This window comes from Parendozoicomonas haliclonae, from assembly GCF_900174585.1.
In the GTDB taxonomy this organism is placed as follows: Bacteria; Pseudomonadota; Gammaproteobacteria; order Pseudomonadales; family Endozoicomonadaceae; genus Sansalvadorimonas; species Sansalvadorimonas haliclonae.
Window position 1 is genome coordinate 577,339 of the sequence record NZ_FWPT01000001.1, and the last position, 17,404, is coordinate 594,742.

General features: G+C 51.9%; 20 protein-coding genes. 18 read left to right on the forward strand and 2 right to left on the reverse strand.

Annotated elements, in window-relative coordinates; all coding sequences use genetic code 11:
- Positions 1–337: 337 nt before the first annotated feature.
- From trpE to trpC, 5 genes are all read left to right on the forward strand, one after another.
- On the forward strand, positions 338–1,810 hold the full coding sequence (gene trpE / locus EHSB41UT_RS02735; RefSeq protein WP_087106628.1) for an anthranilate synthase component I: 1,473 nt from the start codon (positions 338–340) through the stop codon (positions 1,808–1,810).
- Positions 1,811–1,907: 97 nt separating this feature from the next.
- Positions 1,908–2,765 carry an ion transporter gene (locus EHSB41UT_RS02740; protein ID WP_207626546.1) on the forward strand — a complete coding sequence of 286 codons (858 nt, stop codon included), beginning with the start codon at positions 1,908–1,910 and terminating at the stop codon, positions 2,763–2,765.
- Positions 2,766–2,783: 18 nt separating this feature from the next.
- Entirely contained in the window at positions 2,784–3,368 is a 585-nt protein-coding gene (locus tag EHSB41UT_RS02745; RefSeq protein WP_087106630.1) for an anthranilate synthase component II, read from the forward strand.
- 30 nt (positions 3,369–3,398) lie between these two features.
- Entirely contained in the window at positions 3,399–4,445 is a 1,047-nt protein-coding gene (gene trpD, locus EHSB41UT_RS02750; RefSeq protein WP_087106632.1) for an anthranilate phosphoribosyltransferase, read from the forward strand.
- 23 nt (positions 4,446–4,468) lie between these two features.
- Positions 4,469–5,284 carry an indole-3-glycerol phosphate synthase TrpC gene (gene trpC / locus EHSB41UT_RS02755; protein ID WP_087106634.1) on the forward strand — a complete coding sequence of 272 codons (816 nt, stop codon included), beginning with the start codon at positions 4,469–4,471 and terminating at the stop codon, positions 5,282–5,284.
- Between the two features lie 110 nt (positions 5,285–5,394).
- Here trpC and EHSB41UT_RS02760 read toward each other — a convergent pair whose 3' ends face one another.
- Positions 5,395–5,772 carry a hypothetical protein gene (locus tag EHSB41UT_RS02760; RefSeq protein WP_133060367.1) on the reverse strand — a complete coding sequence of 126 codons (378 nt, stop codon included), beginning with the start codon at positions 5,770–5,772 and terminating at the stop codon, positions 5,395–5,397.
- A gap of 224 nt (positions 5,773–5,996) precedes the next feature.
- Complete coding sequence (locus EHSB41UT_RS02765; RefSeq protein ID WP_133060368.1) at positions 5,997–7,730, reverse strand: DnaJ-like cysteine-rich domain-containing protein; 1,734 nt, start codon at positions 7,728–7,730, stop codon at positions 5,997–5,999.
- 304 nt (positions 7,731–8,034) lie between these two features.
- Between EHSB41UT_RS02765 and hslV the strand changes: the two genes are divergently transcribed.
- The 13 genes from hslV (at position 8,035) to EHSB41UT_RS02830 (ending at position 17,314) form a co-directional block, all read left to right on the forward strand.
- Complete coding sequence (hslV, locus tag EHSB41UT_RS02770; RefSeq protein WP_087106904.1) at positions 8,035–8,577, forward strand: ATP-dependent protease subunit HslV; 543 nt, start codon at positions 8,035–8,037, stop codon at positions 8,575–8,577.
- 54 nt (positions 8,578–8,631) lie between these two features.
- Complete coding sequence (gene hslU, locus EHSB41UT_RS02775) at positions 8,632–9,966, forward strand: ATP-dependent protease ATPase subunit HslU (protein ID WP_087106639.1); 1,335 nt, start codon at positions 8,632–8,634, stop codon at positions 9,964–9,966.
- A 144-nt stretch (positions 9,967–10,110) separates the two neighbouring features.
- On the forward strand, positions 10,111–10,494 hold the full coding sequence (locus EHSB41UT_RS02780; protein ID WP_087106642.1) for a gamma-butyrobetaine hydroxylase family protein: 384 nt from the start codon (positions 10,111–10,113) through the stop codon (positions 10,492–10,494).
- 89 nt (positions 10,495–10,583) lie between these two features.
- Positions 10,584–11,342, forward strand: a complete 759-nt coding sequence (gene ubiE / locus EHSB41UT_RS02785) for a bifunctional demethylmenaquinone methyltransferase/2-methoxy-6-polyprenyl-1,4-benzoquinol methylase UbiE (RefSeq protein WP_087106644.1) — start codon at positions 10,584–10,586, stop codon at positions 11,340–11,342.
- A complete protein-coding gene (locus EHSB41UT_RS02790; protein WP_087106646.1) occupies positions 11,339–12,025 on the forward strand; it encodes a ubiquinone biosynthesis accessory factor UbiJ in 687 nt (228 codons plus the stop codon). Before ubiE ends, EHSB41UT_RS02790 begins: the two co-directional genes overlap by 4 nt.
- A gap of 7 nt (positions 12,026–12,032) precedes the next feature.
- Complete coding sequence (gene ubiB / locus EHSB41UT_RS02795; protein ID WP_087106648.1) at positions 12,033–13,631, forward strand: ubiquinone biosynthesis regulatory protein kinase UbiB; 1,599 nt, start codon at positions 12,033–12,035, stop codon at positions 13,629–13,631.
- A 28-nt stretch (positions 13,632–13,659) separates the two neighbouring features.
- Complete coding sequence (gene hisI / locus EHSB41UT_RS02800) at positions 13,660–14,064, forward strand: phosphoribosyl-AMP cyclohydrolase (protein WP_087106650.1); 405 nt, start codon at positions 13,660–13,662, stop codon at positions 14,062–14,064.
- Positions 14,065–14,090: 26 nt separating this feature from the next.
- Positions 14,091–14,447, forward strand: coding sequence for a phosphoribosyl-ATP diphosphatase (locus tag EHSB41UT_RS02805; protein ID WP_087106651.1), 357 nt, complete (start codon positions 14,091–14,093; stop codon positions 14,445–14,447).
- Positions 14,448–14,501: 54 nt separating this feature from the next.
- Positions 14,502–14,837, forward strand: a complete 336-nt coding sequence (locus tag EHSB41UT_RS02810) for a histidine triad nucleotide-binding protein (RefSeq protein ID WP_087106654.1) — start codon at positions 14,502–14,504, stop codon at positions 14,835–14,837.
- Positions 14,838–14,912: 75 nt separating this feature from the next.
- Positions 14,913–15,161, forward strand: a complete 249-nt coding sequence (tatA, locus tag EHSB41UT_RS02815) for a twin-arginine translocase TatA/TatE family subunit (RefSeq protein WP_207626547.1) — start codon at positions 14,913–14,915, stop codon at positions 15,159–15,161.
- Positions 15,162–15,287: 126 nt separating this feature from the next.
- Positions 15,288–15,665, forward strand: coding sequence for a Sec-independent protein translocase protein TatB (tatB, locus tag EHSB41UT_RS02820; protein WP_087106656.1), 378 nt, complete (start codon positions 15,288–15,290; stop codon positions 15,663–15,665).
- Between the two features lie 24 nt (positions 15,666–15,689).
- The gene (gene tatC / locus EHSB41UT_RS02825) at positions 15,690–16,487 is read left to right on the forward strand and encodes a twin-arginine translocase subunit TatC (protein ID WP_087106658.1); all 798 of its coding nucleotides are present in this window, start codon (positions 15,690–15,692) and stop codon (positions 16,485–16,487) included.
- 101 nt (positions 16,488–16,588) lie between these two features.
- Positions 16,589–17,314, forward strand: a complete 726-nt coding sequence (locus EHSB41UT_RS02830) for a 16S rRNA (uracil(1498)-N(3))-methyltransferase (RefSeq protein ID WP_087106660.1) — start codon at positions 16,589–16,591, stop codon at positions 17,312–17,314.
- The last annotated feature ends 90 nt before the right edge of the window (positions 17,315–17,404 follow it).

Sequence of the window (17,404 nt, forward strand, 5' to 3'; positions counted from 1 at the left end):
AGAAATTTGTAGTTAGTAACACTTCTGTTATTGCCAATAACCGAAACCTTATATATTCTCTAGCTCAAACGTATCACTGCACCAGTACATTGTTTTGAAACCACTCTGTACTGATGACCCTGTGAAAGGCTGGAGAGCACACCGTGCGAAGATTCTGTTCCACCCAAAAGACTTGCAGCTGCAAAGTCACCGATTCCTGGCGATGGCGTCCTGAAGCCTGAGCATGTACGGCACACCAATATCTTTCCAGCGAGGCTGGTGGAAAAAGGATGTGCAGGCTCACTTTTCTAATATAAATCCTAAGTTCCACAAAGCTTGCTGAGTACAGGGAATCGCCATGACACCCGAACAGTTTCAATCACTTGCCAGCCAGGGCTATAACCGGATACCGGTTTACCGGGAAGTATTGGCTGACTTTGACACGCCGTTGTCCACCTATCTCAAACTGGCGGATACCGATTACTCCTGCCTGCTGGAGTCGGTTGAAGGTGGCGAGAAGTGGGGGCGTTACTCCTTTATCGGTTTGGGTAGCCGGAAGGTTCTGAAGGTAACCGGCAAGACCTGGGAGCTGGAGGAAGACGGCTACATCATCGACAAACGCGAAGTGGAAGATCCGCTCGCAGAGATCGAAACTTTTATGGCGCAGTTCAAGGTACCCGCGTTGCCGGAACTGCCACGCTTCAACGGCGGCCTGGTGGGTTACTTTGGCTATGACACTGTGCGTTATATCGAGCCGCGTCTGGCCAATAGTCAGCCAAAGGATCTGCTGGGCACTCCGGATATTCTGCTGATGGTAATGGATGACCTTGTGGTCTTCGATAACCTGACCGGCAAGGTGATGTTTATTGTTCATGTTGATCCTGCCGAGGCCGATGCACTGGTCAAAGCCCAGACCACTATCGAAACCTATCTGCAGACCCTCCGCAGCAAGCGTGCCTTCCTGCCATCGGATGCCACCGAGCAGGCTCCTGCCGAAGAGCAGGCCCAGTCCCTGTTTGGTGAAGAGGCCTTCAAGGCTGCGGTCGACAAGGTTAAGGAGTACACACTGGCCGGTGATGTGATGCAGGTTGTGCCGTCCCAGCGTATGACGCTCCCTTTTCACGATCATCCTTTAAACCTTTACCGGGCGCTGCGGTGTCTGAACCCGTCACCTTATATGTACTTCCTCAATCTGCGGGACTTTCATGTGGTGGGTTCATCACCGGAAATTCTGGCCCGTCTGGAAGATGGTGAAGTGGCTGTTCGGCCGATTGCCGGTACCCGTAAGCGGGGTGCAACCGTTGAGCGTGATCTGGAACTTGAGCAGGAACTGCTGGCCGACCCGAAAGAGATTGCCGAGCATCTGATGCTGATCGACCTGGGCCGCAATGATGTGGGCCGGGTGGCTCAGACCGGCAGCGTAAATCTGACCGATAAGATGGTGGTGGAGCGTTACTCCCATGTGATGCATATCGTTTCTAACGTCACCGGTCGTCTGAAAGAAGGGCTGACTGCTATGGATGTACTGCGGGCGACTTTGCCGGCAGGAACTCTAAGTGGTGCACCGAAGGTTCGGGCCATGGAAATTATTGATGAGCTGGAACCGGTAAAGCGTGGCATTTACGGTGGCGCTGTCGGCTATCTGTCCTGGAACGGCAATATGGATACGGCAATCGCTATCCGTACTGCTGTGATCAAGGATGGTCAGCTTAATGTTCAGGCTGGTGCCGGTGTTGTGGCTGACTCTGTTCCCGAGCTGGAATGGAAGGAGACCCTGAATAAAGGGCGTGCCATCTTCAGTGCTGTCGATATGGCCCGCAGAGGGCTTTGATCAGTCAGTGCAGACTTGTAACTGCCATGTTGTCCACGCATGATTGTTCGATAAAAAATTCAATATCAGAACAATAATTTTTGTGTGGAGAACAAGAGTGATAAAGGCTGGAACAGAGGGCGCAGCAGTAAAACCCTGGCAGCAGGCCATACAGGGCATCGTCGATTCGGGCTGGTTTAATAATCTGATTATCGGCCTGATTATTGTGAACGGACTGGTGATTGGTCTGGAAACTGATCCCGGTATTGTTGCTGCCTTCGGGGATTGGTTTGTTCTGCTGAATCAGATTGTGGTGGGTGCCTTTGTTATTGAAGCCGTGCTGAAAATGACGGCAGTGGCACCACGACTGGGCCGCTATTTTGGCAATGGCTGGAACTGTTTTGATTTTACCGTCACGGTGCTGAGCCTGATTCCGGCGGTTGGCCCGCTGGCAACGCTGGCACGATTGGCGAGACTGTTACGGGTGTTAAGGCTGGTATCAGCCTTCCCGGAATTAAGACTGATTGTATCGACGCTGATTCGCTCAATCCCCGGCATGGGCCATGTGGTCATGCTGATGATGGTGATCTTTTACATCTACGCTGTCGCCGGATTTCATCTGTTTAGCGAGGTGGATCCGACCCACTGGAACAGTCTGGGCATTTCCCTGCTGACCCTGTTTCGGATAGTGACTCTGGAAGACTGGACGGATGTCATGTACGCCTCCATGGAAGTCTATCCATGGGCCTGGGTCTACTACGTCAGCTTTGTAGTGTGTGGCACCTTTGTGGTGATCAACTTATTTATTGCGGTGGTATTGAACAATCTGGATGAAGCCAAAGCCGAAAAACTGCAGGACCTGACCCGGGAGCCGACCCGGAGTGAAATCCTGCAGGAGCTGAAAGCCACCCAGGACAGTTTGATACGGTTGCAGAAACAATTGGAGAACGCAGAACGGAACCGTTCTGCTTCCTAGGATTGCGGAGAGAGACTGATGCTCTTGATGATCGATAATTACGACAGTTTTACCTATAACGTCGTGCAGTATTTCGCTGAGCTGGGAGCAGATGTTCAGGTCTACCGGAATGATGAAATTACGGTGGAACAGATTGAAGCACTGAAGCCGGATCATATTGTGATCTCCCCGGGCCCGTGTACCCCGAATGAGGCTGGTGTCTCTATGGAAGCGATTCGTCACTTTGCCGGCAAGGTACCACTGTTGGGTATCTGCCTCGGTCATCAGAGCATGGGACAGGTGTTTGGCGGCGATGTGATCCGGGCGCGCCAGGTGATGCATGGCAAGCTGTCGCCGGTTTATCACGAAGGCAAAGGGGTGTTTGCCGGCCTGGAAAACCCGTTTACCTGTACTCGTTATCATTCATTGGTGGTTGATGAGGCGACGCTCCCTGAGTGTCTTGAGATTACCGCCTGGACACAGAATGAAGACGGCTCCATGGATGAAATCATGGGACTGCGTCACAAAGAGCTGGCGATTGAAGGGGTGCAGTTCCACCCGGAATCGATCATGACTGACCACGGCCACGACTTACTGGCCAACTTTTTAAAAATGAAAGTTTAAGCCGTTAACCAGATATCAGTGGAGTGAAGTATGGATATTAAAGAAGCCATTGGTCGTGCAGTTCAGCATCTGGATCTCACTTATGATGAGATGGAAGCCGTGATGCGTCAGATTATGACCGGCGGTGCCACACAGGCCCAGATTGGTGCTTTTCTGGTGGCGCTGCGCATGAAGAGTGAAAGCATTGATGAAATTGCCGGTGCTGCCACGGTTATGCGCGAGCTGGCCACCAAGGTAGAGATCAAGGCTGATCATCTGGTGGATATTGTTGGCACAGGTGGAGATGGTGCCAACCTCTTTAACGTTTCCACCGCTTCTTCCTTTGTTGCTGCAGCCGCTGGCGCAGCGGTTGCCAAACATGGTAATCGGGGTGTTTCCAGCAGTTCCGGCAGTGCCGATGTTCTGCAGCAGGCGGGCGTGAATCTGGATATCAACTCCGAGCAGGTGAAACGCTGTGTTGAAGAGCTGGGTATCGGTTTTATGTTCGCTCCTCACCATCATGCCGCCATGAAATATGCCGTTGGTCCGCGCAGAGAGCTGGGTATCCGCACTTTCATGAATATCCTCGGCCCGATGACCAACCCTGCTGATGTTCCCAATCTGTTGATCGGCGTGTTCAGTGGTGAACTGTGTCGTCCAATGGCAGAAGTGTTGAAGCGTCTTGGCAATCGTCATGTCATGGTCGTACATGCTATTGATGGTCTGGATGAGATCAGTCTGGCGACCGGAACCCGTGTGGCTGAGCTGAAAGATGGTGAGGTGACGGAATACACCATTAAGCCTGAAGATGTGGGCATTGATAGCCAGAGTCTGATTGGTCTGGATGTGGATAGCCCTGAAGCCTCTCTGGCCCTGATTCAGGATGTGCTGGGCAAGCAGGAAGGTAAGTACGCCAGGAAGGCGGCAGATGTGATCGCTCTGAATGCTGGCGCTGCAATTTATGTATCCGGTGTTGCTGCCAGTCTGCAGGAAGGTGTTGCTGTGGCACAGGATGTGATTGCCAGCGGTCTTGCGCTGGAAAAGATGAAGGAACTGGCCCACTTTACCAGTGTTTTTGCTGATGCTGGCGAAGAATGATTCGAGTGTAAGGGTGCATGGAAATGAGCAGTCAGATTGATACGCCTACAGTTCTGAAGAAGATCGTTGCCCGTAAGTGGGAGGAAATTACCGAGCGTTCTTCCAATGTTCCTCTTGCAGAGTTGCAGAAGAAAGCGGCTCAGGCCGAAACACCACGTGGTTTTGTGCAGGCGATTGAAAACAAGGTGAACGCTGGTCGTGCCGGAATTATTGCTGAGATCAAAAAGGCTTCACCCAGCAAGGGTGTGATTCGGGAAGACTTTCGTCCGGCTGAGATTGCCAGAAGCTATGAACAGGCAGGAGCCGCATGTCTTTCGGTTCTGACCGATCGGGATTTCTTTCAGGGGCATGAAGACTTTCTGGTGGAAGCCAGAAAGGCCTGCAGCCTGCCGGTGATCCGCAAGGACTTTATTGTTGCACCCTATCAGGTATACGAAGCTCGGGCGATGGGTGCGGACTGTATCCTGCTGATAGCCGCCTGTCTGGATGATGTGATGATGGGTGACCTCAATAAACTGGCGCAGGAACTGGGCATGGATGTGCTGGTAGAAGTGCACAATGGCCATGAGCTGGAACGGGCCTTAAAGCTGGATAACCGTCTGCTCGGCATTAATAATCGTAATCTGCACACCTTTGATGTTACGCTGGAGACCACTTACTCACTGTTGCATGGTATTCCAGACGACAAGCTGGTGGTCACGGAGAGCGGTATCCATACCCACAGTGATGTGGTGGATATGTTTGACCATAAGGTGGCCAGTTTTCTGGTCGGGGAAGCCTTTATGCGGGCGGAAGATCCCGGTGATGCCCTCAGGGAACTGTTTACCGGCTATCTGTAATCAGGCAAGGCTAGCTCCACAAAAGGCTTTGATCAGGCGCAAGAAAAACGGTGTGTTTTCTTTATGTTTGACGATGGTAAATAAACTGAAAGGTTGAGCTGTGGGAGTCTTTACAAAGATTCTGTTTCCGAGTCACTGTCAGGAGAATCAACCTGCATATTCGGATCGTGATTATTCTCGCCCTCACCTTCAACCTTAATCTCATCTTCATCAGGGGGAGTTAAGCGTAACGTTTTAATACCATCACTGTTTTCTTCAAACGTCCCTTTACGTTTTAGCGGGTTTAAAGGAAATTCTTTTGTAGTGTTGAGGCGGAAGAGCAGGACTGTTGTCGGACTGCGTGGCTGGGTTGATCGGTCGCCTATATCCTTGACCAACCTAAGTGGGGCGACTAGTCGAGGATAGTATGTGTTTACCCTGCCAAGAGACTGAATAAAGGTCACCGTGTGCTCAAAAAACATGCAGTCCATAGGGGTTTCAAATTCCATGGTAATGCATGTTTGGTCTGGGTGACTTGTAATCATCTGGTTGACTACAGTGATACAACTCTGGGCCATAATGACCTGTCTGGGTAGCTCTAACATGTCCAAGTCTCCTTTCCGGAAACATTAAGACAGTATTTGAAAGGGCGTAGTGACGGTTATAACTAACCAGATGGTTAGAGAAAGAGTAAGTCCCCTAGGGAGAGGACTTATTCATACAGCTAATGTGGTTATGATTTGGCTTTGAGCTTGAAGCGGCTGTTTAATATCTCGGAGTCGTATTGTTGAATCCGATTGGATTTCTTTTTCCAGTAACGCCAGTTTAAAACCACAAAAGCAATGGCTGCCGAGAACAGGAATATTTCCGGCAGGCTGTTGTAAACGAGCGCTATGCAGTAGATATACCATTCCACATCTTTGGACGGGGTATCACCAAAATTATTTACAGTCAGGTTAATCATCATGGCAATCCAGCTGAAGAAGTAAGGCAGCAGCCAGAACCAGACCAGAAAGCTAAAGAAGGTCTCTTTCTTCGAGTGTTTTTTGCGATGGATAAATTGCACCAGTTTGGTAAACCCGTAAGCCGCCAAAGCTGCTACAGCAAGACTGTCCCACTTCCGGTAATAACCATCAATCATTTCTTCCAGCATAGAGGGAAGGGTGTTTTGCAGCGCCCAGGGTCTTAGCTCGGAAACATTGCGGAAGTAGTCATGGAGATACCAGTTGAATTCAACGGCCGCTTCCGGGGAGAACACGCCGATCAGAAAGACCGGAACTGTTAAGGTCAGCAGGGTTAGCAGATAGCCAAGGATAATCGTTTTCCATAATCCTTTTTTGTTCTGCTTGCTCAAGCTGCCGACGAAGGTTTCATACTTCTCAGTGAAGGCTTTATAGATATCTTTGGAAATCCAGTTATCAGACATCAGGTCCGCATAATTGTCGGACTCATGCTTTTTGAGAAGCTTCTTAACTCCGGAAAGCGCCAGAATATTTTTATCCCGCTGCACACTGCCCGCGCCCAGGTTGATAGCCCGTTCCCAGAAACTGGCATCCATGACACATCCAGCGTCGTAGATGTCATCGTTCTCGCCGATAAAACGCATCTCTGTTGAGCCGGCCGGAATGGTGGCCTTGTATTGCAGGGTCGGTAGCACCGAGTGCATTTCATAGGCGACGGAGTAACCGTTATGGCCGGCCTCCAGTTCCTTGATCTCTATCTCGGTAAAGTAATGACTGGACTCCAGCCCCTTGGCCTTCAGAAAATCCAGCGTCCAGCTGTGAGGCGTATCATCTTTGATAACAAAGTTGGTGCCGCGGTCGGCGGTAACGGTAATGTAATAGCCGTAATAGTGCTCGCCACTGCCGTTGCACGACGAACACTGAACCTTGCCGCTGCCACTGCAGGTATAACAGCGGGTCTTGCCATTGCCGTAGCAGACCGAGCAGGTGCGTCTGACCGTTTCATTACGGCCATTGATGTACTGGGTGTCGTGGTAATAACCACGACCGTAGCAGCTGTTGCACGTGGTCCAGCCGGATGAGTAATTGCAGGAAGTACAGCTGTTTTCTCCACGACCTGAGCAGGAGGTGCAGGTTTCGGAGCCGTAATAGAGATCCCCATCATTCCCCAGAACCATATTGTGGGTGCGGAATGAGGACAGCGTATTGGACACCTTGCTTCTTAGAAGTCTCAGAAAGGAAGGATCCGCCCCGGACTTGTATTTGTTCATCTGGGAGGTGGCGTCACTCCGTGCCCTTTCAGGCGAGCCGCAGTAATAACCTCCTCGGGGGGAGCGATTGCCGAGAGACTGGTAATTCAGGCCGTAGTTGAGGGTCCAGCCGTAGCGAAACCTTAGCCCGCTGTGTTTTCGACTCTCTTCTGAAAGGCTGACCTGACCGTCTTCGCCTGTTTCCCTGGTTATCTTACTGTTTATCCGTTGGGATAATTGTTCCATGGTACCCATATACAACGTCCTAACTCTGGGTAGGTCCAGGCAGCCCTTGTGCGGGATCACTGCAGGCGTGCTATCTCCGTGTGGTGAGAGGTTCCTGTAGCAGTCAGCTCACCGCGCGCGGATTGTAAGGGGCTGTTACCGTTTTTACATCAATGGAACCTGGTAAGTTGCGGAAGTATTGTCCGAGCGCATAACTCCTGTGCCGGCTATTGCGAAAACCGGGCCGATTGAAGATTTCTTTCGCTGGAAGCTTGAAATATCGGTCACTCTGCCCCATATCCCCGGTAAGCAAATTTATTCGCAGGAGTTTCCCTTGCAACAGTTCAGAGGAACAACCATTCTTTCCGTGCGCCGGAACGGCAAGGTTGTCGTAGGTGGTGATGGTCAGGTATCCCTGGGTGACACCGTGATCAAGGGAACAGCCCGTAAGGTTCTCCGCCTCTATGGTGGCAAGGTTTTGGCCGGTTTTGCCGGTGGTACCGCAGATGCCTACACCCTGTTCGAGCGCTTTGAAAACCATCTGGAAAAGCACCAGGGCAAGCTGCAGAAAGCGGCTGTTGAAATGGCTAAAGAGTGGCGCGCTGATCGTACCCTGCAGCGTCTGGAAGCGATGCTGATTGTGGCCGACAGCAAGGACTCTCTGATCCTGACCGGTAATGGCGATGTGATGGATACCGATGATGGCATTCTGGCTATCGGTTCCGGCAGCAACTTCGCGCGTTCAGCGGCTATCGCCCTGATGGAAAACACCGATCTCTCTGCCCGCGAAGTGGTCGAGAAGAGCCTGAAGATTGCGGGCGATATCTGTGTTTACACCAACCATTCCAACAGAATTGAAGAACTGGACAGCGAGTAACAGCCGCCTGCGTGCCGCTGTTTCTGAGATTGCCGTTTCCGAGAATTAAGTATTATGGCTAACATGACGCCCCGCGAAATCGTCCATGAACTGGACAGACACATTATCGGCCAGGACGAAGCCAAGCGTGCTGTGGCGATCGCTCTGCGTAACCGCTGGCGCCGTATGCAGGTTGATGCCGACCTGCGTAACGAGATCAGCCCGAAAAATATTCTGATGATTGGCCCGACCGGTGTTGGTAAGACCGAAGTGGCCCGTCGTCTGGCCCGTCTGGCTAATGCCCCGTTCATCAAGGTCGAAGCGACCAAGTTTACCGAAGTGGGTTATGTTGGTCGCGATGTGGAATCCATCGTTCGTGATCTGATGGATGCTGCGATCAAGATGATGCGTGAGCAGGAGATGGAAAAGGTTAAGCACCGTGCAATGGATGCTGCCGAAGACCGTATTCTGGATGCCCTTCTGCCGCCGGCTCGCAGCTTTAGCGAAGAAAGCCAGCCCCGTGAAGAAAACGGCACCCGCCAGATGTTCCGCAAGAAGCTGCGCGAAGGTGATCTTGACGATAAAGAGATCGAGATCGATGTGGCTGAAGCCAAAATGGGCGTAGAGATTATGGCGCCTCCTGGCATGGAAGAGATGACCAACCAGCTGCAGAGCATGTTCTCTAACATGGGCGCAGGCCGTAAGCAGAGCCGCAAGCTGAAGGTGAAAGATGCCCTGAAGCTGGTGCAGGACGAAGAAGCCGGCAAACTGGTTAACGAAGAAGAGCTGAAGACCAAGGCTGTTCAGTCCGTTGAGCAGAACGGTATTGTCTTCCTCGACGAGATCGACAAGGTTGCCAAGCGTTCCGGCAGCACCAATGCTGACGTATCCCGTGAAGGTGTTCAGCGCGATCTGCTGCCTCTGATCGAAGGCTGCACCGTGAACACCAAGTACGGCATGATCAAGACGGATCACATCCTGTTCATCGCTTCCGGTGCTTTCCATCTGGCCAAGCCGTCCGACCTGATTCCGGAACTGCAGGGCCGTCTGCCAATTCGTGTAGAACTGAAAGCTCTGAGCGTTCAGGACTTCGAGCGTATTCTGACCGAGCCAAACGCGGCGCTGACTCAGCAGTACAAGGCGCTGATGAAGACTGAAGGTCTGGATATCGAGTTCAGCAATGATGGCCTGACCAAAGTGGCTGAAGTCGCCTGGCAGGTGAACGAGCGTACCGAGAACATTGGTGCCCGTCGTCTGCACACCGTGATGGAGCGTCTGCTGGAAGAGGTTTCCTTCTCTGCAGCTGATATGGCCTCTGCCGGTGAATCCGTACGCATTGATGAAGCCTATGTTGTGAAGCATCTGGGTGATCTGGTGCAGGATGAAGACCTGAGCCGTTATATCCTCTAATCGGGATTTCTGCTTTACTGATCCCCGGTATGGTTTCATACCGGGGATTTTTTATTTCTGCTGCCAGATTTGACTGTGAAAACACTGAGCTGTTTTTGTCGATAGGCTGCTTTTGTAGATTGGCTGTTTTTGTAGATTAAATGTATGAGCGCCTTTATCCCAAACAAAATTAACCTCCACAAAAAGTCCTGTGAACTGGAACTGGGCTATCTGGATGGTCGTAACTGGCGGTTGAGTTGTGAATATCTGCGGGTGTTCAGCCCGTCGGCAGAAGTGCGAGGTCATGGTGTCGGGCAGGATGTTCTGCAGACCGGCAAAATGCATGTCTCCCTCAAGGCTATTGAGCCGGTAGGCAACTATGGCCTGAAGCTGATCTTTGATGATGGCCATGATTCCGGTATCTACACTTGGGAATACCTGTGCGAGCTGGGCGAAAAGCAGGATGAGAACTGGCAAGACTATCTGGGCCGTCTGGAAGAAGCGCAGGCTTCTCGCGATCCTGATGTAAGTGTTGTCCGTTTGCTTTAGGTTGTTTTACTGATCTATATCCTTTGTGGTACGTGCTGCTCGCAGATAGAATGGAGCCACTGAAGTCAGGCAATGACCATAGAAATCCAATGAGCGAACAGCACTCCAGGGACAAAACCCATTTCGGTTACAAAACCGTAGATAGTGAAGACAAGGAAAAACTTGTCGCCAACGTTTTCCATTCCGTTGCAGGTCGTTATGACCTGATGAATGACCTTATGTCTATGGGCATTCATCGTCTGTGGAAACGCTTTACCCTTGAATTGAGCGCCATCCGCAAAGGGCAGAAGGTGCTCGATATTGCTGGTGGTACCGGTGATCTGGCGATGAAGTTCGCTGAGATTGTCGGGCCCGAGGGGAAGGTGGTTCTGGCAGATATCAATGACTCCATGCTCAAGGTCGGCCGGGACAAACTCACCGATCAGGGCATTATCGGCAATATCGATTATGTGCAGGCCAACGCAGAGTGTCTGCCGTTTGCTGATAACACCTTCGATCTGGTGACCATCTCTTTCGGTCTTCGTAACGTGACCGATAAAGATGCAGCTATCCGCTCCATGTTGCGGGTTCTTCGTCCGGGCGGACGTCTGCTGATTCTTGAATTCTCCAAGCCACGCCATGATGTGATCAGCAAGGTTTACGATGCCTACTCGTTCTCTGCTTTACCAATGATGGGCAAGCTGGTGACCGATGATGCGGAAAGCTACCGTTATCTCGCTGAGTCCATTCGCATGCACCCTGATCAGGACACTCTGGAAGGGATGATGAAAGACGCCGGCTTTGTTAAGACCGGGTATCACAATCTGACCGATGGCGTGGTTGCTTTGCACAAGGGCATCAAGCCATGAGCGAAGATTCCAATGGGGAGCAGGCGGGCGGCTGGTTATCCAGTATGCCTGGCGTGGCTGCCCGCATGGCCTTTGAACAGGCCGCTGCCCGTATTATTCAACTCGATACTGTGACTGCTCAGCGTCTACAGGCATTGGATGACCGGGTGCTGCAGGTTTCCTCTACGACACCTGTCTTGGATATTTATGTCCGCATGGGTGAAAAGCCCACCATCCTCGCAGTGTGGGAACATGAGGTGGACTGCAGGCTGGAAGGATCAGCCGTTGAACTGATGCGTCTGGCTTTGTCCGATGAGCCTTTGGTGTTCCTGCAACAATCGGGCATCACTCTGACCGGAAACAGTGATCTTCTGAATACCGCGGCGGCGATTGCTCGGGAAGCCGACTTTGACTGGGAAGGTCAGCTGGCGAAATACACCGGCGGTATTTTTGCCCATATGCTGGGTTCCGTTGTGCGCTCGGGGCATCGTTCGGCCCGTAAAACCGCAGATATCATGCTGACTAATCTTCCCGAGTTTATTCAGGAGGAGTTACGTGTGCTGCCCCCGGTTGGGGAAGTGGATGCGTTCCGTGAAGACCTGGATGAACTGCGTCTGGCCGCTGACCGGTTACAGGCGAGGGTGGCTCGTCTGGATAAAGACTTGATGGAGAGGCAGGATCAGTCCGCCTCAGACAGGGAGTAAATAGCGCGTGGTGCGTTTGTCTCGAATAATCACCATTATTGGCGTGGTGGCTCGTTACCGCCTTGATAATCTGGTCGATAAGGAAATGCTGCCCTGGTATGGGCGTTTGTTTCTGAACTGCCTGCCCTGGCGCTGGATTAAAAATGATCGCTCGAGAGGCGAGCGTCTGCGGCTTGCTCTCACCGAGCTTGGCCCCATCTTCGTTAAGTTTGGCCAGATCCTTTCCACACGTCGCGATATTCTTCCGGACGATATTGGCATTGAGCTGGCCCAGTTGCAGGATAAGGTACCGCCATTCGGCAGCGAAGAAGCGGTAGCTATTATTGAGCAGGCTCTGGGCGAGCCGGTTGATAAACTGTTTCAGTCGTTTGAGTGGGAACCAATCGCTTCCGCTTCTGTGGCTCAGGTGCATGGTGCGGTTCTGCACAGTGGTGAAAAGGTGGTGGTGAAGGTCGTAAGACCGAAGATCCAAAAGACCATCAAAAAAGATATCAGCCTGCTTTATATGCTGGCCCGTCTGATCTTCCTGACCGCTGATGGCAAACGCCTGCGTCCGGTTGAAGTGGTGGCTGATTATGAAAGCACCATTCTGGACGAATTGAACCTTCAGCGCGAAGCAGCCAATGCGTCCCAGCTACGTCGTAACTTCCTCGACTCTCATCTGCTTTATATCCCGAAGGTGTATTGGGATTACTGCCGTGAAAAAGTCATGGTGATGGAGCGTATTGATGGCGTTCCGGTGACCAATATTGATGAGCTGCGTGAGCAGGGCACCAATATGAAACTGCTGGCAGAGCGCGGGGTGGAAACCTTTTTCACTCAGGTATTTCGTGACAGCTTCTTCCATGCCGATATGCATCCCGGCAATATTTTTATCTCCCGAAAGAATCCGGAAGACCCGCAATATATTGGAATCGACTGTGGCATCGTGGGTTCCCTGACACCGGAAGATCAAAGCTATCTGGCCCGTAACCTGCTGGCGTTCTTCCGCAGGGACTACCGACTGGTGGCTAAACTGCATATTGATTCCGGCTGGGTTCCGGCGGATACCCGGGTGAATGAGCTGGAAGGGGCAATTCGTACGGTCTGTGAACCGATCTTTGAAAAGCCGCTGGCAGAAATCTCCTTTGGTATGGTGCTGCTGAACCTGTTTCAGGTGGCCCGTCGCTTCCAGATGGAAGTTCAGCCGCAGCTGGTATTGCTTCAGAAGACCCTGCTCAATATTGAAGGGCTGGGACGGCAACTCTATCCTCAGCTGGATTTGTGGGCCACTGCTCAGCCTTATCTGGAAAAATGGATGCGAGAGCGGGTGGCACCACTCGGGGTGCTCAAGCGTATCAATGAAAATATGCCAGAGCTGATCGAGCAGGCCCCTATGCTGGCTCATCAGTTGATGGAAGATATTCATACTCTGCGCGGGCGAACGTCTGCCAAGCCGCAGTCTGTTTTGCCGGTTCCCAAAGGTTATGGCCGCTGGCTGGGGCTTGCGGCTCTGGCCGGAGCTGCATGGCTGGCTCATCAGACTGTGGGGCTGACAGCTGAAGGCGTGGGGATCGTATTGTTGGGTGGTCTGGGGGGCTACCTGTTCTCAGGTCACAATAGCTGACCGGGAATTATTGAGAGGAGGGGAGAAGATGTCTTCAGCATGGCTGGATGAGGTGAGCTGGAACAGTGATGGTCTGGTTCCGGCCATCGCCCAGGATGTGGACACCGGGAAGGTGCTGATGATGGCCTGGATGAACCGTGATGCACTGGAAGCCACAGTTCGGGAAGGCTTTGTCATATATTGGTCACGTTCCCGTCATAAACTCTGGCGCAAGGGTGAGACATCAGGCCACACGCAGGAGCTGGTGGATCTGCGTCTGGACTGTGACAGCGATGCGATTCTGGCGCGGGTTCGTCAGCGTGGTGGTATTGCCTGTCATACCGGGCGGGAGCATTGTTTCTATAAAGAGTTGCAGGCTGGGGACAAGCTCAGCTGGCAGCCGGTAGAGCCGGTAAAAAAAGCACCGGGTGATATTTACAAGTCCGATGTTTAGTGACTGATGTTTGTGGAGAATCAATAATGAAAGGCAATCATCAGGATATACTGCAGCAGTTGGCAGACGTTTTGGAGCAGCGTAAGGGTGAAAGCCCTGAGAGCTCCTATGTGGCCAGCCTTCACCATAAAGGGTTGAACAAAATCCTTGAAAAGGTGGGGGAAGAGGCCACTGAGACGATTTTGGCGGCCAAGGATGCTCAGCAGGCCGACGGCACCAGCGGCGACCTGCAAAATGTAGTATATGAAACGGCAGATTTGTGGTTTCATTCTTTGGTTATGCTGTCTCACCTGGGGGCTGGCCCCCAGGAAGTGCTGGATGAACTGAGCCGTCGCTTTGGTTTATCTGGCCATGATGAGAAGGCAGCGCGAAACCAGAACTGATGGCTATGTTATGGCCATTGTTCTGGCTCAGGCCATTCAGACAGGATGAAAGTAATGAGCGACTGTATTTTCTGCAAGATCACCAAGGGTGAGATTCCGGCAGAGATCGTTTATGAAGATGAACACTGTATCGCGTTTCGTGATATTCAGCCGAAAGCGCCTGTTCACCTGTTGGTCATTCCCCGCAAGCATGTGGCGAATCTGGATGACCTGACAGACGATGATCGTGATCTGATCAGCCATATGATGCTGACCATTCCACGTATTGCCCGCCAGCAGGGTTTGAATGAAGGTTATCGTACCGTGACCAACAATGGCGAAGGTGGCGGTCAGGAAGTGTTCCATCTGCACTTCCATATTCTTGGTGGTGGTAGACTCCACCATTTGTAAGGTTTTGGTTTGTAGTCGCAGGGCTATTCCTAGTCGCAGGACTGCGCGCGTTAATGAGTGAATGAGGGATTAATTATGGGCATCAGTATTCCACAGCTGCTGATTATTCTGGCAATTCTGATCTTGATCTTCGGTACCAAGCGTCTGCGCAATATCGGCGGTGATCTGGGCAGTGCCGTGAAAGGCTTCCGCAAGGCCATGGGCAACGAAGAAGGCGACGCAAAGAAAGATGCGGACAAGCTGGAACAGAAAGACGCTGATTTCGATATGAATGCCGATGTGAAGACCGACGCCAAAGACGCCAAGGACAAGCATCAATCCTGATAGCGGGCGGTAGTCCTGCAGGGCTACTATCTGCCATCAGCTTTTGCTGGTTTCTATGTTGTTCTCTGTGCCTGGCTGAATTGGCAGCGAGGCTCTTGAAATAGGCGTTAACGGAAGGCATGCGCTGTGTTTGATATTGGTTTTCTGGAACTGGTCATTATTGCGGTGATAGCACTGGTTGTGCTTGGCCCGGAGCGACTGCCGGTGGCGATCAAGACCACGGCTCTTTGGGTGTCCCGAATCAAGCGCAGCTTCCAGGGAATTCGCTCGGAGATTGAGCGAGAGTTGAAAGTGGATGAGATCCGCAGGGAAATCCACAACAACAATGTGATGGATGAGCTGAAGCGTACCCGTGAAGAGATCAGCCAGGAAGTCAGTGCCATGCGCAAGCAGGTGGATCTGACCGACGATCTCAAAGGTGTGACTGCTGAGAAGAGTTCCAGCGCACCGGAAGCGCCCAAAGCTGATGCCCAGCCGCCAAAAGATCCTTCCAGCCAGTCCTGAAGGACGTCACTGTAAGACAGATTAATGAGTACTCATCAGAACGAAAACGGCCAGAAGGGCAACGGTTCAGCTGATCAGGAGCAGCCACTGATCCAACATCTGCTGGAGCTCAGGAATCGTATCCTGCGCTCGGTGATCGTGATCGTGGCCATTTTCCTGGGCTTGTTTTACTTCGCCAACGATATCTATGCTTTTGTGTCCCAGCCGCTGAGAGCTTATCTCCCGGAAGGTGCCAGCATGATTGCGACAGAAGTGGCTTCGCCCTTCCTGACGCCTTTCAAGCTGACTCTGGTGGTGGCGATCTTTATCAGTGTTCCTTTTATTCTGCATCAGGCCTGGGCCTTTATTTCTCCTGGCTTGTACCAGCATGAGAAAAAGCTGGCGATTCCACTGCTGGTTTCCAGTGTACTGCTGTTCTATGGTGGTGCCGCTTTTGCCTACTATGTGGTCTTCCCGCTGGTGTTTGGCTTCTTTACCAGTGTTGGGCCGGAAGGCGTGACTATCATGACGGACATTAACAAGTATCTCGATTTTGTCCTGAAGATGTTCTTTGCCTTTGGTATGGCGTTTGAAATCCCGGTTGCCACGGTGTTGATGGTGGCGTCTGGTCTGACCACGGTTGAAGAGCTGAAAAAGAAGCGCCCTTATGTTGTAGTTGGCTGCTTCGTTATCGGTATGCTGCTGACACCGCCTGATGTGATTTCCCAGTCCCTGTTGGCGATCCCCATGTGGCTGCTGTTTGAATGCGGTATTGTCTTCTCACGGTTTGTTCAGACCCGTGAAGAAGTGGATAAGGAACGCGAAGAGCAGGAAAACGCGTAAGCTGACCTTCTCTGCACGAAAAAGCCGCCATCAGGCGGCTTTTGTGTTTTTAGTTTATTGGTTGTGTTTTTAATTTATTAATAGTGTTGAACTGCGAAACCATGAATCTTCTGCTGCTTGAATCAGGCGATATTGTTAAACCGGTTGATGCGACACCGGGGCGGGCTGTGATCAGTGGGCGACGGCTGACTCATGTTCAGGACGTTCACAAGGCGGAAGTCGGCGATACGCTTCGTGTAGGAGAGCTGAATGGTGAAATGGGTACGGCCACCATTGTGCGTCTGGAAAAGGATGAGCTGGAGCTGGAATATACTCTTGGCACTCCTCCCCCGGCTCCGTTGGAAATAATGGTGTTGCTGGCACTGCCGCGCCCGAAAATGTTAAAGCGTACCTTTCAAACACTGGCGGCGATGGGCGTTAAACGCATAGTGCTGATGAATACCTACCGGGTGGAAAAAAGCTATTGGCAGACGCCATGGCTTAAGCCGGAAGCTATTCGTGAGCAATTGATCCTTGGTCTTGAGCAGGCGCGGGATACGGTGATGCCGGAAGTGATTCTGGAAAAGCGTTTCAAACCTTTTGTGGAAGATCGTTTAACCGAGATGACCGTTGGCATGCGCAAGCTGGTCGCGCATCCGGTTTCGGATGTGGAATGCCCTCGACAGCTAAGCGAACCAGCTGTTCTGGCCATTGGCCCGGAAGGTGGTTTTATTCCTTACGAAGTCGAGCGACTGGTGGAGTTTGGCTTTGAGTGTGTGCACCTGGGGCAACGGATTCTGCGGGTGGAAACGGCTGTGCCGGTTTTGCTCAGCCGTTTATCAAGCTAGGGGTCTGTGGGCGTTTGCTGATCGCACTCAGCTTTTCCGAGAGCTTTCAGGGCTAGGCGCAGTGGTGAAGGAATAGTGGTTCTCTTTCAA